Source organism: Vibrio sp. V01_P9A10T6, assembly GCF_963877065.1.
GTDB classification, from domain to species: Bacteria; Pseudomonadota; Gammaproteobacteria; order Enterobacterales; family Vibrionaceae; genus Vibrio; species Vibrio anguillarum.
Window position 1 is genome coordinate 1 of sequence record NZ_CAWNTB010000186.1, and the last position, 18,174, is coordinate 18,174.

An 18,174-nucleotide genomic window follows, 5' to 3' on the forward strand; every position below is an offset into this window, starting at 1 on the left:
GTGTCAATTAAAGCTCTTTGCAATCAACATGAATTTTTTTAATAAACAAGTTGAATAATTGCACCTTGTCTGTGGGTCAGTTTAGATGGATAGTATAGCCATCCAGACATCTTTATCTCATGCGATAAAGAATCAGACACGATCAACAGCAAAAGGACTAGGGACATGGCAACGACGACTCACATCTTAGGTTATCCACGCATTGGTGAAAAACGCGAACTGAAATTTGCGTTAGAAAAATATTGGCGTGGCGAAAGCGATCAAGCGCAGTTATTGCAAGTGGGGCATGACATTCGTCAGAAAAACTGGGCTGAGCAGCAACAAGCGGGTCTGAGTTTTTCAACCGTAGGCGATTTCGCTTGGTATGATCACGTACTCACAACCACATTGCTCCTTGGACACGTTCCTAAACGTCATAAAAACGGCTTTCCTGATTTAGGTACACTCTTTCGCGTTGGACGTGGTCAATCACAAGCGGGTTGCGGCTGTAGCGGAAGTGCAGCTTCTGATATGACTAAATGGTTTAATACCAATTATCACTACCTTGTGCCGGAGTTCAGCCAAGACGATACGTTCGAAGTCAGCTGGCCTCAACTGTTTGAGGAAGTCAATGAAGCGTCGAAAGCAGGCCACCAAGTTAAGCCTGTACTGCTTGGCCCGCTGAGCTACCTCTACTTGGGTAAAGAGGTCGAAGAGGGATTTGATCGCCTGACCTTACTGCCTCGTTTATTGACCGCTTATCAAGCAATTTTAGCTAAGCTTGCTAAACAAGGAGTGGAATGGGTACAAATCGATGAGCCTATTTTAGCGTTAGAGCTAGAACCAAAGTGGCAAGATGCATTTAAGTTGGCTTATCAAGTGATCGCTGGTGATGTAAAACTGTTACTCACTACTTATTTTGATTCGGTGCTTGATACGCTCGATAAAATCATTGAGCTACCAGTGAATGGATTGCACATCGATCTCTCCGCTTCTGCCGATCAATTGAACGCGGTACTAGAGAAATTGCCAAAAAATTGGGTACTTTCGGCAGGTGTGGTCAATGGACGCAATGTGTGGCGCGCCGATCTTGCGACGTTATTGGCTCGTTTACAGCCAGTGAAGCAGCAACTGGGGGAGCATCTGTGGATTGCGAGTTCGTGTTCACTCTTGCATAGCCCAGTTGATTTAGATCTTGAGCAGCAGCTCAGTGATGAAGTACAAAGTTGGTTTGCATTTGCCAAACAAAAAGTGACAGAAGTTGCTTTACTTGGTAAGGCACTGGACGGTGATGACGCAGCGATTCTGGCTTGTGAAACTTATAGCCAACCGATACTTGCACGTAAAACGGCAACTCACGTTAATAAACCGCATGTACAGGCGAGAGTCAACAGCATAACGGCAGCACTCTCTGAGCGCAGTGCACCTTATTCAGAGCGCGCTCATCACCAAGCTGAAGTGTTAGGGTTGCCATTTTTGCCAACGACAACCATAGGCTCATTCCCTCAAACGAGTGAGATCCGTCATCAGCGCAGTGCTTACCGCCAAGGTAAACTGGCACACGCTGATTATATCAATGCATTGAAAGGGCACATTGCCGATGCAGTAAAACGTCAAGAGGCACTTGATCTCGATGTGTTAGTGCATGGTGAAGCTGAGCGTAACGACATGGTGGAGTACTTTGCCGAAAACTTAGCCGGTTTCCAGACTACACAATTTGGCTGGGTGCAAAGTTACGGCTCACGCTGCGTAAAACCGGCTATCGTGGTGGCCGATATTGAACGTGAAAAACCGATTACGGTGGAGTGGTCTACTTATGCTCAATCATTGACTGCGAAGCAAATGAAAGGAATGTTGACTGGGCCTGTAACGATTTTATGCTGGACGTTTCCTCGTGAAGATATTTCTCGTCAAACCATCACTCAGCAGTTGGCTTTCGCTTTGCGTGATGAAGTGGCAGACCTGCAGCAAGCGGGCATTAACATCATCCAAATTGATGAACCTGCGATTCGTGAAGGGTTGCCATTGAAGAAGCGTGACCATCAAGCATATCTGGCGTGGGCGGTTGAAGCATTTAAAATTGCGGCGGCGAGTGCGAAACCCGAAACGCAGATCCACACTCACATGTGTTACAGCGAATTTAATGAAATCATTGACTCAGTAGCGGCACTGGATGCCGATGTGATTACGATTGAAACTTCTCGCTCGAATATGGAACTGCTCAAAGCGTTTGAAGAGTTTAACTACCCGAATGAAATTGGCCCAGGTGTGTACGATATTCACTCGCCAAACATTCCCTCTCAAGAGTGGATTGAAGGTTTGTTGCGTAAAGCGGCGGAAAAAATTCCAGCAGAGAGATTATGGGTTAACCCTGATTGCGGCTTAAAAACGCGCAATTGGAATGAAGTGGAGGCAGCACTGACCAACTTAGTGTCAGCAGCTAAAGCGCTGCGCAAAGAGCTGCGCAAAGAGCTTAAACCCCAGCAAAGTTAAGCCACATTAATCTTGACAGAGGCCTCAAATGAAGCCTCTGTTTTTTACGAATAAAGTGGTGGTCATCACTAATAAGGGGAGGACTATTGTGCCGAACAAGTTGCTTTACTAATGAATTGGTCCACAACAAGTTGGCCCCGCGTATTGCGCATTTTAATTCGATAAGTTAAGCCGAGGTCGAGGTTAGCGCGTGTGGTTGAATCCGAGCAGTAGGTATTGATGCTGGTTTTCAACACTTGATCAATCGGCTTTGCTCCTTTTTGATCCTCATTGTAAATCATCATAATTTCCACCGTACTGCCTTTAGCACTGGCACGCATCACGGACAAAGGCCCAAACTCTAAGGGTAACTCAGCGCTAATCACATTCGCGCGATTACTGGCTACGGCTTCCAAATATTTTTGCTGATCACCATTCGAGCTACAACCCACCAGTACCAGCGTTGTAAACAGAGCACAGAGAATGACTTTCATCTTAAAACACTTTCTTGAAGGGTTTAACGATAACATGTTGATACACACCGGCAGCAACATAAGGATCGGCATCCGCCCATGCTTGAGCTTGTCTTAACGAATCAAACTCAGCGATGACTGTTGACCCCGTAAACCCAGCTTCTGCTGGATTCTCCGAATCAATTGCTGGCATTGGCCCTGCGGTTAATAGACGACCTTCATCTTGCAAGGTTTGTAAGCGCTCTAAATGTTGTGGCCGGACACTCATGCGTTTTTCCAACGAGTTTTCTACGTCTTGAGAGAAAATAACGTACCACATATTGATATCCTTATTGTTTGATAATGAAGTCGAGGCCTTACTGTACTGAAACTGGCGCGTATTGAAAGCAACCAAACTGAATTTCTGTGATCAGTTGCTAGGCTTAATCGGTCGAGGGCGGCCATCGGTATCAATGGCGACATAATTGAAGGTTGCTTCACATACTTGGAAACGATCTCCCACGCTGTCGTATTTGATGGGTTTTACCCATACTTCAAGATTGACTGACATTGAAGTGCGGCCAATTTTGGTGCATTCACCATAACAACACACCACATCACCTACCTTGACGGGTTTTTTAAACGTAATGCTAGAAACAGACACAGTGACAACGCGGCCAAATGAGATCTCTTTGGCTAAAATTGCGCCAGCCAAGTCGAGTTGAGACATGATCCAACCGCCGAAAATGTCACCGTTGGCGTTAGTATCTGCTGGCATGGCTAAGGTGCGTAGCAATAATTGGCCTCTTGGGGCACTATTTTCCTGATTCATTTTTCGACATCCACAACAACAAAACAGCGACCAAAGTGGTCGCTGAAAAATAGGGACGGATTATACCAAAGACAGCCTGTTTTGCACTCAAAGAGTCCTCTGAATGAATCCTAGCGAGAAGGTTAGTGCAATCAGTGCTCGTGCGAGGAGGGTTTGCTCTCGGAAACTTGCTTCTCTTTTGGCAGGTGTTTGTAGATAAAAACGCCCGTTAATAAGGTATAAACAAAAGTTGCGGCTAATAAGCCAAATACTTTGAAGTTGACCCAAACATCTAATGGCAGTTGATATGCAATGTAGATGTTTAGTACAGCGCAAACACTGAAAAAGAAAACCCACGCCCAGTTGATTTTTGCCCATACGTGTTCAGGTAAGGTTAGCTCTTTGCCAAGCATTCCTTTAATGGCTGATTTGCCCATGATGTGGCTGATGGTCAAGCCCAAGGCAAACACAACGTAAACAATGGTGACTTTCCATTTAATGAAATTGTCATCGTGAAAGAAAATCGTCATACCACCGAAGATAGTCACCATCAAAAACGTGATGATCTGCATTTTTTCAACTTTCTTATACAGCGCGTAGGTCAGGGCAATCTGTACCGCACTGGCCACAATAAGTGCCCCTGTGGCGACATAGATGTCGTACATCTTGAAAAGGGCAAAAAAGATGATAAGTGGTATAAAATCAATAAGTTGCTTCATTCGTATTTATGCTTCCGATTTAAACGTTGCGCACAGTCTAACCAAAACCGTGTCAGAGCTAAATAGAAAGAGACAATTCGAAACAAATTAACTAGAAATGGATTAGCGTTCCCAGCCGCTGGTTTCAAGTTGTGGTATTGCTCGTTTCATATCTTCTAAATAGCCTTCACTTTTTAAATTGGCGACGGCTATCTGCAATTCTTCATCTGTCATTGAAAAACAGGAATCTTTGCCAGTAATTAAGCCTAGATATTGGTGGTATTCAAATTCACTGAAATGGCCAATCCGATCGATAACCAATTCTCGGATCCCGTGGTGAATCAAACCATAATAAGTATCACGATGAATATCCATTACTCATACTCCAAGTCGATTCGTGCTAACGCCAAAAGTTTGCCGCTGCTATGTGGCACGAAAGAGGTGTCGTTTATTATAGCAATCGCAATGCCAACTTTATCGTCAGTCATAGGGCGCTTTAATGATTAACTTTAGTATGAGAACTGTTTTTTTTGCAAATTGCGATGCAAAAAGAAAGCCGCATAGGATGCGGCTTGTATTGGATCAATGATGCTCTGTGATGAGTTAGGCTTTTTGCTGCTTCAATGAGGCCTCAGTGGCTTCTTCTTCAATCAAAGCATCAACAATAACGGCACACGCGGCATCCCCTGTGATGTTGAGCGCGGTACGGATCATGTCGAAGATACGGTCTAGGGCGAACAGTAGTGGCAAACCTTCAATTGGAATTCCAGCCGCTAGCAAAACGGCTACTACAAGGAAAGAAGGACCAGGAACACCTGCCTGACCGACGGCGCCCAGTGTCGCTGTTACGATGATGGCAATGTAAGCGCCCATCGAGAGATCAATATTGAATAGTTGGGCAAAGAAAATCGCAACTAAACCGTAATAGATGGCGTTGCCAGACATGTTGATGGTGGCACCTAACGGCAAAACAAAGGCGGCAGTTGAGTTGCGTACGCCAAGGTCATGTTCTACGGTATCCATAGTGACAGGGAGTGTCGCCATTGATGAAGCGGTTGAAAGGGCTACGGCTTGAGGCTTTTTCATCGCAAGGATAAATTTCTTAGCCGACGTCTTGGTTAAGACCTGAATCATCAGCGGGTAAGCAATAAAGCCGAAAATTAAAATGGCCGCGACATAAACCAAAAAGAGTTTAAACACCACCATCAGTGCACCAAAACCAAACGTGCCGACGGCTTCAGCCATCAAACCGAATACACCGATAGGCGCGATGATCATCACTTTATTGATCATCCACACCATGGCATCAACAATGGTGTTTACGCCATTGATGATCGGGTCACGTTTTTCTTTGCTCTGTTTAGAAATGGCAATGCCAAAGAACAAGCAAAAAACAAGGATTTGTAGAATGTTGGCATTATTCAGTGACTGGAAAACGTTGGTTGGGATCATACCCGTAATGGTTGCCCAAAAAGTAGGTAGTTCACCTTTTGCTGCGTATTCGGCAGAAAACATACCTTCAACGCCCGAAATATCGACGCCGATACCCGGTTGGAAGACTTCGCCCATTACCAGTGCCAGCGTCACGGCGAGTGCGGAAGTGACCGCAAAAAAGCTGAGTGTGACAAAACCGACTTTACCTGCCGCGTGGCTATTACCAAGGCCCGCAGCACCGGAAATAAGCGCAACGGCCACCAGTGGGATCACCAGCATCTTAATTAGGTTGATAAAAATGACACCCAGTGGCGAAAAGACGGCCGCATCGTGTCCCATCATGGCACCAACGGCAGTACCAATGATCATTGCAATGACGACTTGCACGCCAATGTTGCTTAACAAACTCTTTTTGTTTAACACTTCCATAACCTCTGTGCTAATTAATTGTAAATTCCTAGTGTTACCCACTACATAAATATCAATCGGTGGATAAATATTTCGACTAGCTTTTTACACGGATATTTTACATTTAGCAATATGGTAACAAGGTAAATTGACAAGATTATTGATAGTTCATTGACATGAAACGTGGTTTTTTCAAAAAGAAAACGTTTGCTATTTGTTTTGTCAATTCAATGAGTGGTTGGTTTGTGTTTTGTGAATGAATTTGGCGAGGCGTAAATGTTAAAAAAAAGATCGATTTCTTGGTTTGACTCAGAAATCGATCGGGTTGGTTTTTACTGTAAACCAATTTATTTCAACGTCGCTGCTTTCATGCTGGAAACGAAATGGCTGAGAGTCGTTAACATTTCATCTGGCTGATTAAGTCGTTGTTCAATAATTTTCACCACTGCGGATCCCGATATTGCGCCAGCGGCACCGGCGGTGATGGCCTGTTTGACTTGCTCAGGTTCTGATATCCCAAACCCAAGCAATGCGGGTGGGGCAGCAAATTGGTTCAGTCTTTCCAACAAGGCATGCACTGGCATATTGGCTTTTGTTTCTGCTCCTGTCACACCAGATCGAGACAGTAGATAAGTATAGCCACGGCCAAGTTTGGCGACCGCGGCCAGGGTCTCATCACTGGCGGTGGGTGGTGCGATGAAAATGGGTTGAATCCCGTATTTGTCTGCCGCCGCGACAAATTCACGGCTTTCATTAGTCGGAACATCGGCGATCAATACTGAATCTACACCTGCATTTTTACAGCGTTGGTAAAAGTTGTCGATGCCGCGTGAATAAACGAGGTTGGCATACATCAACAGCCCGATAGGCAGGTCAGGATATTGCGCGCGAATTTTGGTTATCAACTCAAAGCAGATATCTGGAGTCGTCCCTGCATCCAGTGCACGAATATTCGCCCCTTGGATGGTTGGGCCATCGGCGAGCGGATCAGAGAAAGGGATACCGAGTTCTAATGCGTCTGCTCCTGCTTCCACTAGCGTTTGCATGATGCGCAGTGATTGCTCTGGATCTGGGTCCCCGATGGTCACAAATGGAACAAACGCACCTTGATTGTTGTCAGCTAAACGCTGAAATAGGGTTTGATAGCGATCCATTACAGCGCTCCTTTCTCTTCTAATAGTTTATGGACGGTGAAAATATCTTTATCGCCGCGACCGGATAGATTCACGACCAATAACTGCTCTTTTTCTGGCTCGGCATACGCCATCTTCACGGCGTAAGCAACCGCATGTGATGATTCCAGCGCGGGAATAATGCCTTCGTTACGTGCGATCGATTGGAAAGCATCGAGTGCTTCGTCATCGGTAATGCTTTCGTACTCAGCGCGGCCTGTCGCATAAAGATGAGCGTGCTGAGGGCCAACAGAAGGGAAATCAAGCCCAGCGGACACCGAGTAAGACTCTTCTACTTGCCCGTTTTCATCTTGCATCAAAGGTGATTTCATGCCAAAGAAAATACCCGTCTTGCCGTGCTTTAGTGGCGCGCCATGCTGGTGGGTATGAATGCCTTTTCCTGCGGGCTCAATGCCAATCAAACGGACATTCTCTTCTTCAATAAAGTCGGCAAACATACCAATCGCGTTCGAACCGCCGCCGACACAGGCAAGCACCGCATCCGGTAAACGACCTTCGCGAGCCAAAATTTGCAGTTTCGTTTCTTCGCCAATCATGCGTTGAAATTCACGGACTATGGTTGGGAATGGGTGGGGACCAGCCGCTGTACCTAATAAATAGTGGGTGGTTTCATAGGTGGCAGACCAATCACGTAGCGCTTCATTGCACGCATCTTTGAGCGTTGCTGAACCCGAATGAACGGGGATCACTTCTGCGCCCATCAGCTTCATACGAAACACGTTGGGGCTTTGGCGTTCAACATCTTTTGCGCCCATATAAACGCGACATTTTAGCCCGAGTAGTGCGCAGGCCAACGCTGTTGCAACACCATGTTGCCCTGCGCCTGTTTCGGCAATAATTTCATGTTTACCCATACGCTTAGCAAGCAGTGCTTGACCAAGTACTTGGTTAGTTTTGTGTGCGCCACCGTGCAATAAATCTTCACGTTTTAAGTACAATTTGGTTTTTGTGCCTTTCGTGAGATTTCGCGTCAAAGTTAGCGCCGTTGGCCGACCTGCATACTCTTGTAGTAACGTCATGAATTCAGCACGAAATTCAGGATCTTCCTGCGCATCAATAAAAGCTTGTTCCAATTGGTCAAGCGCTGGTACTAAAATTTGTGGAACGTATTGACCACCGTATTCGCCAAAATAGGCATCGAGTTTTGCCATGATTCGTATCCTTAGTCTCTGTGTTACTGCTGAGTGATTCAGCGGTAATGAATCTGTTGTTATCCCTTGCTACTTGACCTTGCGGCTGGGTGAGTCACTCGCTTTTCAAGCCAATGGGAATCGATTTAGTGTTAGTACTGCCGAATAGCGTCGAACGCTAGGGTTAGCTTGTGTAAGTCTTTTTTCCCCGGTTCGCTCTCAACACCTGAATTGAGATCGAGCCCTAAACAACCGATGTTTGCTGCTTGCTGAGCATTTTCAGGGGATAAGCCACCCGCCAACATGACATCGTTTACCTCGGTTAGTAATTGCCAGTCAAAACGTTGGCCAGTGCCGCCAGATTGCGTTCCTACTTTGGCATCGAATAAGTGACGGTCAATGTGGCGCTCAAGCTTGGTCGGTAGGCAGTCGCTCACGCCATAAGCTTTCCAGATTTCAATCTGGCTAGGTAAGTGAGCTCTCAATTGGTCAACATAGGCTTGATCTTCTTCGCCATGCAGTTGCACCGCAAAGAGTTTTAACGTCGTAGCAATCTGCGTAATGGCTTCAATAGTGTGATTTTGAAACACGCCCACGTAGCGCAGCGGCGCGCCGCTCATCGTCAAACGTGCATTGTCCAAGTCGACATAGCGTTTGGATTGCGGCACAAAAATTAAGCCACCAAACACGGCTCCAGCTTGATAGGCTTTGGCCGCATCGTCAGCATGAGTTAAGCCGCACACTTTGTTTTCGCCGATCGTCACTTTGCGTACCGCTAGCTCTAAATTTTCTTCGGCCATTAACGAGCTGCCGATTAAAAATCCATTGGCGTATTGTGAAAGTTTACGCACTTGTTGGTGAGTATAAATGCCAGACTCCGAGATGATCATGGTTCCTTCTGGGAGTAACGGTGCCAGCTGTTTAGTGCGATTTAGATCGGTTGAGAGATCGCGCAAGTTGCGGTTATTAATGCCAATAACTTTCGCTTGCAGGGCGACTGCCCGATGCAGTTCTTCCTCATTGCTCACTTCGGTTAAAATACCCATACCCAGTTGGTGAGCCACATTGGCTAGCGTTTGATAGTGTTGATCATCAAGGACGGACAGCATCAATAAAATGGCATCTGCACTGTAGTGACGAGCCAAATAAACCTGATAAACATCAACCATAAAGTCTTTGCAAATCACAGGTTGGCTTACTTGCGCGCGAACGCGTGGCAGAAATTCGAGGTTGCCTTGGAAATATTTTTCATCAGTCAAAACTGAAATGGCGTCTGCATATTGATGGTAAACCGAGGCGATATAATCCAAATCAAAATCTTGGCGAATGAGCCCTTTGGAAGGTGAGGCTTTTTTACACTCCAAAATAAAAGCGGTTTTACCCGTATTTAACGCATCATAAAACGAGCGATCCGATGCGGTTAATAAGTGTTCGAAACTGCCCAATGGTTGCTGCGTTTTACGCTGCTCGACCCATTCATATTTGTCATTGACGATTTTGGCCAATACTTCAGCCATTTGAGTATGCTGGGTTGAAATGTGGTCAGAAAGTTGCTCAGGCATGGGGCTTAACCTCTTTGTGCCAGTTGTTGGACAAGCTGATAGGCTTTGCCCGAGTTCATTACACTAATGGCCTGTTGTGTATTGGCTTTGAGATCTTCTTGGCCAAAAAGACGCAGCAGCAGCGCCACATTGACAGCGACGGCAGCCAATTGCGCTGGCGTGCCTTTCCCTGTCAGCAGGTTGGTGATAATGGCGCGATTCTCCGCAGGCTCACCACCTTGAATGGCTTCAAGTGGATAGCTTTCAACACCAAAATCTTTAGGTGTTAAGGTGTATTCGATGATGTGTCCATCACGAATTTCAGCCACTAAGGTTTCACCATGAATCGCTACTTCATCTAAACCACTGCCATGAACGACCGCTGCACGTTTCAATCCCATTTGTAACATGGTTTGGGCAATAGGCAGAACCAGTTCTTTACTGTAAACACCCATCAGTTCAATGTTGGGGCGAGCAGGGTTAATTAGCGGTCCTAATATATTGAAGATAGTGCGCGTTTTCATGGTTTGGCGCACGGGCATCGCATGACGCACGCCACCATGATATTGCGGCGCAAATAGGAAAGCGACGCCCAAGTCATCGATGGCTTGGCGAGTATTTTCAGCGCTCATCGCAAGGTTAATACCAAATGAATCCAGTAAATCAGAAGAGCCTGATTTGCTCGATACTCCACGATTACCATGTTTGGCAATTTTTACGCCACAGGCAGCAGCAACAAATGCTGCGGTGGTTGAAATATTAAAAGTATTTGAGCCATCACCACCAGTGCCGACTATGTCTGCAAAATCATAGTCTGGCCTTGGAAACGGGGCCGCGTTAGCCAATAATGCTTTGGCTGCGCCAGCAATTTCATCGGGTGTTTCGCCCTTGATTTTTAGTGCAGTTAGCACGGCTGCCATTAAAATCGGATCGAGTTCACCACGAATGATGACATCGAACAGTTGTTGGCTTTCTGCTTGCGAGAGCGACTGCTGCGCGTAAAGTTTATTAATGATGTTTTCCATAAAATATCCCTATAAATCCGTTAGTGGGTGCTTTTTTCTAAAACCCAATTGATCGCATTGGCAAGCAATGCTGCGCCATGAGTAGTCATGATGGACTCTGGATGAAATTGAAAGCCGCACACTTTATCTTGCTCTTGCACCACGGACATCACGAGCCCATCAACCTCAGCCGTGATGGTTAAACTATCTGGAACCTCAGTAGCCACTAGGGAATGATAACGAGCAATGGCTAATGGTGACGGTAGCTGTTGGTAAATACGGTGATGTTGGTGTTCCATCATCGAGATTTTTCCATGGATAATTTCGCCAGCACCCGCGACAGTGCCGCCGTAAGCTTCAACAATCGCTTGGTGACCTAAACAGATGCCAATGATCGGCACTTTGCCCTTAAGGCGTTGGATTAATTGTGGCATGCATCCCGCGTCTGCGGGCGCGCCCGGTCCGGGGGAGAGTAGCAGCAGCGGTTCATCCAATTGAAAGACCGCTTGTTCAATGCTCTGTGCGGCGATGTTGTTGCGATAAACTGTCACCGTATGGCCGAGTGAGCGGAATTGATCAACAAGGTTGTAGGTAAAGGAATCAAAGTTATCGATAAAAATAATGTTGGCCATATCTGCTACTCCTGATGCGCGGCTTGAATTGCAGAGATCACGGCTTGTGCTTTACCACGTGTCTCGTCGGCTTCCGATTGAGGGTCTGAATCATAAACGACCCCAGCGCCCGCTTGAACTTGCGCAATACCCTGTTCGACATAAGCCGAGCGGATCACGATGCAAGTATCTAAATCGCCTTCCCCGGTAAGGTAGCCTACCGCGCCACCGTAACTGCCACGGCGGGCTTTTTCCACGTTACGGATAAGCTGCATGGCCCGAATTTTCGGCGCACCAGTGAGTGTGCCCATATTCATGCAGGCTTGGTAAGCGTGCAGTGCATCGAGATCGCTTCGGAGTTGACCCACCACGCGAGAAACCAAATGCATAACGTGACTGTAGCGATCCACTTTCAATAAATCAGCGACGTGGCGCGTTCCTGCTTGTGCAATACGTGCGACATCGTTGCGCGCAAGGTCGACCAACATCATGTGTTCAGCGTTCTCTTTTTTGTCGCAACGTAGCTCAAGTTCAATGCGGCTATCTAAATCAAAATCAATTGAACCATCGGTGCGTTTACCACGGCGGCGAGTCCCTGCGATAGGGTAAATCTCAATTTGGTTGGTTTCGGTGGCGTATTTCAATGCGCTTTCAGGAGAAGCGCCAAACAGAGTAAAGCGTTCGTCTTGCATATAAAACATATAAGGGCTTGGATTGCTCTCTTTCAGTTTTTTATAAGCAGCAAGTGGTGAAGGGCAAGGCAGAGTAAATCGGCGAGAAGGGACCACCTGAAAAACATCGCCTTTCACGACAAATTCTTTTAACGCTTGAACGGTCTTGCAAAACTCTTGGTCAGAAATATTCGTTGTCACGCTTACGTTAGCTACGGTTTTGGCTTGCGGTAGTAATTTGGGTGCGGCACATTGCTGCGCGATCTCTTGTAAACGAGTAATTAATGTTTCGCGCATTGTTGGCGTGGGGTTAAAAACACTGGCTTGCAACTGACAATGCTCAGTTTTATGGTCAATCACCAACAAGGTTTCTGCGATATAAAAAACGTAGTCTGGACACTGATTAGTCGTATCGGCATTTCCTAGCGGTTCGAAGTTGGCCACCAAATCGTAGGCAAATAAACCGCCTAGAAAGAGGGCATGTTTATCGTGATGACGAAGATCGAAACTGTGCTGCACGAGACGTAGTGCATCAAAAGAAGAGGCTTCGCGTAGGCGAGAATCTTCGTCTAGCGTGTCACATGGTGCTTGAAATTGAAGTGTTAAGGTATTTTGTTGTAACTGATGTTCAATATCCGTTTTAATATTACGCTGTAGATGTTCGATGAGCTGTTGACCATTGTCTGTCAATGCGTGAAAAGTGACAACGTGACCAAAGCAAGTGATGCGCACGGCAGCATCAACCAATAATAGACTTTTGAGATCCTGTTTTGAGTCGATCTCGGCGGATTCTAATAGCAAACAATCTGTTTTTGACTCACATAGCGTATGAAATAGACGTGTTGGATCTTGGGTATAAGGCACGGACATATTGATTACGTCAATTTGGCCTAAGCTTTTAATTTCAATGGTCTTATTCACAAGACCTCCTTGATGAATTTTAATGTTCCTGTCGTCCATACTCGCATAATCCTCTTAGAGACCCAATCTTCACTTTGGGGGTTTCGCTGTTTTATTGCGCAATGTAATGTGAGCTATTCGACAAAATAAAAAGCCCGCTCATTGAGGCGGGCTTTGTGAATTCGTGTTCTATTTTAAAAGTACACGGTTGCCCACCAAGAACTTGTCCAAGTGTGCCACCAATTGAGCTCAGATGAAGCTGCGCTTAAATTGTGATTATGGTTTTGGTTAAATTCTTGTAACATGGTCAACCTCAAATACGTGCCTTGCATTTGTGTACTAGTTAACTAGTGCGAGAGTGAAAAGTCAAGCCTAAAAGATGGCCAAAATAAAATTATGAGAATTGATCTACATAGCCACACCACTTCTTCAGATGGCAGGTTATCGCCGCAAGCGTTAATCGATAGGGCGCTAAGCTTTGATATTGAGGTATTGGCGATCACTGATCACGATACGACTGATGCATTAACTATTGCTCATGACTATATTAATCAGCAACAATTACCCATCACCTTGATCGATGGCATCGAGATTTCCACGGTTTGGCAAAATAAAGATATTCATATTGTTGGGCTCAACATCGACTCAAACGCTCAAGCTTTGCAGCAGTTAATTGAGCAGCAAAAGGCACATCGTGTGCAGCGCGCACAATTGATTGCACAACGATTGCAAAAAGTGACACGTGAAGGGGTGTTAGAAGAGGTGCAAGCCATCGCCGGAGAGGCACCGATTACTCGTGCGCATTTCGCAAAATGGCTGGTTGAACAGGGTTTTGCGAAGAACATGCAGCAGGTGTTCAAAAAGTTTCTCACCCGCGATAATCCCGGGTATGTACCACCAAGTTGGTGCTCGATGACCGATGCCGTTGAAGCAATACACGCCGCTGGTGGCCAAGCGGTATTAGCGCATCCTGGACGATATGACTTGACGACCAAGTGGCTCAAGCGCTTAATAACCGCGTTTGTAGAAGCGGGTGGTGACGCTATGGAAGTGGCACAGCCACAACAAGCGCCACAAGAAAGACGTAATTTGGCCGATTATGCCATACAATACAATCTATTAGCTTCTCAAGGCAGTGACTTTCATTACCCCTCACCTTGGATGGAACTGGGGCGAAATCTTTGGTTGCCTTCTGGCGTCGATCCTGTCTGGAAAGATTGGAGTTTAAGCCCCGTAGATAGACTCAATAATGAGGAATTACAATGAGCCAGTTTTTTTACGTTCATCCAGAAAACCCGCAGACTCGCTTGATTACTCAAGCGGTTGCTATTATCCGCAATGGCGGAGTTGTTGTGTACCCAACGGATTCTGGTTATGCACTAGGCTGCCAACTAGAAAATAAACAAGCATTAGAGCGTATTTGCCAAATTCGCCGCCTTGATGATAAGCATAATTTTACCTTGCTGTGCCGTGATTTGTCAGAGCTCTCTTTTTATGCGCGTGTGGATAATACCGCTTTTCGCTTGCTCAAGAATAATACACCTGGCCCTTATACGTTTATTTTCAAAGGGACCAAAGAAGTGCCACGTCGGTTGATGAATGCGAAGCGTAAGACGATCGGTATCCGCGTGCCTAATAACCGTATTGCACTTGATTTACTTGAAGCGTTAGGTGAACCACTAATGTCCACCTCACTTATTTTGCCCGGCAACACCCATACAGAATCGGATCCAGAAGAGATTCGGGATCGTCTTGAGCACGCCGTGGATGTCATTTTAAACGGGGGTTATTTAGGTGAACAGCCGACGACAGTGATTGATTTCAGTGAAGATGAGATGGTGGTTGCTCGCGTGGGAGCGGGCGATCCAACACCTTTTGAATAGCTTTTGAGTAGGCCATCAAAACGAGTGCTTTTTGGCGTAGAATTTGAGATACTATGCGGCCGCGATTTTGGGGTCGCATTTTTTCATTCGACGTCTGTGAAGACGACACATAGGTAGATAAATGAGCGAAAAGTTACAAAAAGTTTTAGCACGAGCTGGTCATGGTTCTCGTCGTGAGTTAGAAGCTTTGATTAGAGCAGGACGTGTCAGTGTTAATGGCAAGGTAGCTATGTTGGGCGAGCGTCTAGAAGATGATAACGCGGTTGTGCGTATTGATGGGCATGCTGTTTCCGTTAAAGCACCAGAAGAGGTTATTTGCCGAGTGCTTGCTTACTACAAACCGGAAGGTGAGCTTTGTACCCGTCATGATCCAGAAGGCCGTCGGACGGTATTTGATCGTCTACCTAAAATTCGTGGTTCGCGTTGGATTTCAGTTGGCCGCTTAGATGCCAACACCTCAGGCTTACTTCTCTTTACTACCGATGGTGAATTGGCTAATCGCCTTATGCACCCAAGCCGTCAAGTAGAACGCGAATATTTAGTGCGTGTTTTTGGCGAAGTGAACGAACAGAAAGTGCGTAACCTCGTTAAAGGGGTTGAGCTAGAAGATGGCTTGGCACGCTTTGAAGATATTGTTTACGCTGGTGGTGAAGGTATGAACCATACTTTCTACGTCGCGATTAACGAAGGCCGTAACCGTGAAGTTCGTCGTCTTTGGGAATCTCAAGATACCACAGTGAGCCGTTTGAAACGCGTTCGTTATGGCGAGATCTATTTGGACAAAAAACTGCCACGCGGCGGTTGGATGGAACTGGATCTTAAAGATGTAAACTATTTACGTGAATTGGTTGAACTGCGTCCTGAAAAAGAGACGATGCTAGATTTGAGCAAAGACAACACTTCACGTACTCGTGAGCGTGCGCGTAGCCAAAAAATTCGCCGTGCCGTTAAGCGCCATGAAGAGCGCGTAACGACGACAGGCAAGCCTAAAAGTCGTACGACCAATGGTACAACGACGAATGGTAAAAAAACTAACGGTACGACAACCAATGGCACAACTACTGGCCGTCGCAAGCCTGCTTCAAGTACCCGTAACAGTGGTGCCGATGGTAGCCGCGGCACTGGTCGGCCTCAAACTGGTAAAGCGAAAGCGCCACGTCGATAAGCGAAACTTTCTCGTTGCCTGTTAATTGATATTAAAATCCCGAGCTAAGCTCGGGATTTTTTCGTTTAATACATTGATAATAAAATAAAAATTAAAACAATAGAGTTGGTATTGAGCACTTGTGCATGATTGACATCCCTATGTTCATATTTTCTGGTATTTAAGTGAGTAGAGTGAAGAAACAGGCTACATGTGGCATGTATGGTATGGTTGACTAAATTTTAGTGATGCTACAATGTTACGATCATAAGCGGGTACATTTGGAGTCAGTTAAACATGGATAGAGCAGGCATCTCAGCCGTTAAAGTGGCACTTATCTACGCAACATTTGCCGTGCTCTGGATATTATTCTCGGATATGACAGTCGAATTATTGCTAGATAACGCCCAGTTGCGCGCTCTCGCTCAAACCTATAAGGGGTTGATGTTTGTCATTATTACCGCCTTACTTTTGCTCATGTTGGTGCTTAGAGGGAATCGCTTACTAGAAAAAGCCAATGATATGGACAGCCTCACTGGGCTGCACAGCCTTAGTATGTTTGTGCGTACTCTCAATATAACGATCAAAAAATTAAAGTCTAATGAGCGATTTATTCTTTGTTACCTTGATGTCGACGATTTTAAAAGTATCAACGAAACTCTGGGGTTTGAGCGTGCAGATGCATTTTTGCAGGATTTAGCTCACGATATTAACGAAATGACTTTGCCCGGCTCATTAGTATCGCGTTTACATGCCGATCAGTTTGCCAGTTTTGTAAAGTTGAGTGACGCTGTAGATATGGATTCTCATGTTCGGAGCGTCCAACGTCTGTATACCCATCGGGCCAAGCAACACAATATTGAAACAACTTGCTGTATAGGTGTTGCCATTTACCCAGCCGATGGTATCAGTGCTAGAGAACTGATGGTTTCCGCGACTGAGGCTCTTAATGTTGCAAAGAAACAAAAGAATGCCATTCAGTATCATGACAAAACATTAACAGAAAAAGCGATGCAGCGCCGGCAAATGGTCCTCGACCTGCGCTTAGCGATCGACGACGATAGCTTAACGGTTGTATATCAACCTAAATATGACCTAAAAACATTAACAGTCAACGGTGTCGAAGTACTGATTCGTTGGAACCATCCTGTTAAAGGCGCTATCCCGCCTGATGTTTTTATCCCACTAGCCGAGGACAATGGCTTGACGGGCGCTATCTCCAAATTTGTGGTTGGAAAAGTATCACAGGAGCTGGGGCGTTCAGGAATATTGGGGACACAAATTAAACACGTTGCTGTTAATGTCTCCGCGACTGAGTTCAATAATGCTGATGAGATGTATGAACTCACGCGATTTATTCAGCAGCATGAGAATTTGAACTCATACATACGCATTGAAATTACGGAAACAGCAACGCTTACCGATATGAAAAAGAGTGTTGAAATTATTTCTAATCTGCAATCTAACGGGATTACTTTTTCCATCGATGATTTTGGCACGGGTTATACGTCACTTGCCATGCTCAAAGATCTTACTGTGGATGAAATCAAAATTGACCGCAGTTTCGTCTCTGAAGTAGAACATGATGATCGTTCAAGAACGATAGTGAATGCCATTATTGCTATGGCGCAAAGTTTTGACATCAATATTGTGGCAGAAGGCGTAGAGACAGCCAACCAATTGAAAATTTTGCAGGCAATGGGCTGCCAACAAGTGCAGGGCTACTACCTAGGACACCCAATGCCAGTGGAAGATCTTATTAACCATCTATCTTTGAATATTAATTAAAAATCTCACCTATAAAATGAGTAGTACGCTCAGTACTTATTAAGCTGATGAGGTA

18 protein-coding genes and 1 other annotated feature are annotated in these 18,174 nt (G+C 45.7%); of the genes, 5 read left to right on the forward strand and 13 right to left on the reverse strand.

Annotation, left to right across the window (positions count from 1 at the left end):
- Positions 1-165 precede the first annotated feature (165 nt).
- Complete coding sequence (metE, locus tag AACQ21_RS14060) at positions 166-2,472, forward strand: 5-methyltetrahydropteroyltriglutamate--homocysteine S-methyltransferase (protein ID WP_105976617.1); 2,307 nt, start codon at positions 166-168, stop codon at positions 2,470-2,472.
- Positions 2,473-2,555: 83 nt separating this feature from the next.
- On the opposite strand, the gene AACQ21_RS14065 is transcribed toward metE, so the two are convergent.
- The 13 genes from AACQ21_RS14065 to AACQ21_RS14125 all read right to left on the reverse strand — a co-directional run bounded on the left by AACQ21_RS14065 (position 2,556) and on the right by AACQ21_RS14125 (position 13,636).
- Positions 2,556-2,945: a GspS/AspS pilotin family protein gene (locus tag AACQ21_RS14065; RefSeq protein ID WP_013857154.1), complete on the reverse strand. Its 390-nt coding sequence runs from the start codon at positions 2,943-2,945 to the stop codon at positions 2,556-2,558.
- A 1-nt stretch (position 2,946) separates the two neighbouring features.
- Complete coding sequence (locus tag AACQ21_RS14070; protein WP_013857153.1) at positions 2,947-3,243, reverse strand: YciI family protein; 297 nt, start codon at positions 3,241-3,243, stop codon at positions 2,947-2,949.
- Between the two features lie 90 nt (positions 3,244-3,333).
- Entirely contained in the window at positions 3,334-3,735 is a 402-nt protein-coding gene (yciA, locus tag AACQ21_RS14075) for an acyl-CoA thioester hydrolase YciA (protein ID WP_013857152.1), read from the reverse strand.
- A 131-nt stretch (positions 3,736-3,866) separates the two neighbouring features.
- Positions 3,867-4,433: a septation protein A gene (locus AACQ21_RS14080; protein ID WP_017042013.1), complete on the reverse strand. Its 567-nt coding sequence runs from the start codon at positions 4,431-4,433 to the stop codon at positions 3,867-3,869.
- A 102-nt stretch (positions 4,434-4,535) separates the two neighbouring features.
- Positions 4,536-4,787, reverse strand: a complete 252-nt coding sequence (locus AACQ21_RS14085; RefSeq protein ID WP_017044617.1) for a hypothetical protein — start codon at positions 4,785-4,787, stop codon at positions 4,536-4,538.
- A 228-nt stretch (positions 4,788-5,015) separates the two neighbouring features.
- Entirely contained in the window at positions 5,016-6,275 is a 1,260-nt protein-coding gene (locus tag AACQ21_RS14090; protein ID WP_038148379.1) for a dicarboxylate/amino acid:cation symporter, read from the reverse strand.
- A 326-nt stretch (positions 6,276-6,601) separates the two neighbouring features.
- Positions 6,602-7,408 carry a tryptophan synthase subunit alpha gene (trpA, locus tag AACQ21_RS14095; protein ID WP_105976618.1) on the reverse strand — a complete coding sequence of 269 codons (807 nt, stop codon included), beginning with the start codon at positions 7,406-7,408 and terminating at the stop codon, positions 6,602-6,604.
- Positions 7,408-8,598 carry a tryptophan synthase subunit beta gene (gene trpB, locus AACQ21_RS14100; protein ID WP_105976619.1) on the reverse strand — a complete coding sequence of 397 codons (1,191 nt, stop codon included), beginning with the start codon at positions 8,596-8,598 and terminating at the stop codon, positions 7,408-7,410. The genes trpA and trpB overlap by 1 nt, the downstream gene beginning before the upstream one ends.
- Before the next feature lie 131 nt (positions 8,599-8,729).
- Positions 8,730-10,139, reverse strand: coding sequence for a bifunctional indole-3-glycerol-phosphate synthase TrpC/phosphoribosylanthranilate isomerase TrpF (trpCF, locus tag AACQ21_RS14105; protein WP_105976620.1), 1,410 nt, complete (start codon positions 10,137-10,139; stop codon positions 8,730-8,732).
- 5 nt (positions 10,140-10,144) lie between these two features.
- Positions 10,145-11,143 (reverse strand): anthranilate phosphoribosyltransferase, encoded by a 999-nt coding sequence (trpD, locus tag AACQ21_RS14110; protein WP_105976621.1) that lies wholly within the window; start codon positions 11,141-11,143, stop codon positions 10,145-10,147.
- A gap of 20 nt (positions 11,144-11,163) precedes the next feature.
- Entirely contained in the window at positions 11,164-11,754 is a 591-nt protein-coding gene (locus AACQ21_RS14115) for an aminodeoxychorismate/anthranilate synthase component II (protein WP_105976622.1), read from the reverse strand.
- Positions 11,755-11,759: 5 nt separating this feature from the next.
- Positions 11,760-13,325 (reverse strand): anthranilate synthase component 1, encoded by a 1,566-nt coding sequence (locus AACQ21_RS14120; protein ID WP_029388172.1) that lies wholly within the window; start codon positions 13,323-13,325, stop codon positions 11,760-11,762.
- Between the two features lie 124 nt (positions 13,326-13,449).
- Positions 13,450-13,552: a sequence feature (Trp leader region), on the reverse strand.
- Positions 13,499-13,636, reverse strand: a complete 138-nt coding sequence (locus AACQ21_RS14125; RefSeq protein ID WP_010318233.1) for a hypothetical protein — start codon at positions 13,634-13,636, stop codon at positions 13,499-13,501. It overlaps the preceding feature by 54 nt.
- Before the next feature lie 64 nt (positions 13,637-13,700).
- Here AACQ21_RS14125 and rnm point away from each other — a divergent pair, with 64 nt between their 5' ends.
- The 4 genes from rnm (at position 13,701) to AACQ21_RS14145 (ending at position 18,119) form a co-directional block, all read left to right on the forward strand.
- The gene (gene rnm / locus AACQ21_RS14130) at positions 13,701-14,570 is read left to right on the forward strand and encodes an RNase RNM (RefSeq protein ID WP_105976623.1); all 870 of its coding nucleotides are present in this window, start codon (positions 13,701-13,703) and stop codon (positions 14,568-14,570) included.
- Complete coding sequence (locus AACQ21_RS14135) at positions 14,567-15,187, forward strand: L-threonylcarbamoyladenylate synthase (RefSeq protein WP_013857139.1); 621 nt, start codon at positions 14,567-14,569, stop codon at positions 15,185-15,187. Before rnm ends, AACQ21_RS14135 begins: the two co-directional genes overlap by 4 nt.
- A 121-nt stretch (positions 15,188-15,308) precedes the next feature.
- Positions 15,309-16,352 (forward strand): 23S rRNA pseudouridine(2605) synthase RluB, encoded by a 1,044-nt coding sequence (rluB, locus tag AACQ21_RS14140; protein ID WP_013857138.1) that lies wholly within the window; start codon positions 15,309-15,311, stop codon positions 16,350-16,352.
- A gap of 276 nt (positions 16,353-16,628) precedes the next feature.
- Entirely contained in the window at positions 16,629-18,119 is a 1,491-nt protein-coding gene (locus AACQ21_RS14145; protein ID WP_105976624.1) for a putative bifunctional diguanylate cyclase/phosphodiesterase, read from the forward strand.
- Positions 18,120-18,174: the final 55 nt, after the last annotated feature.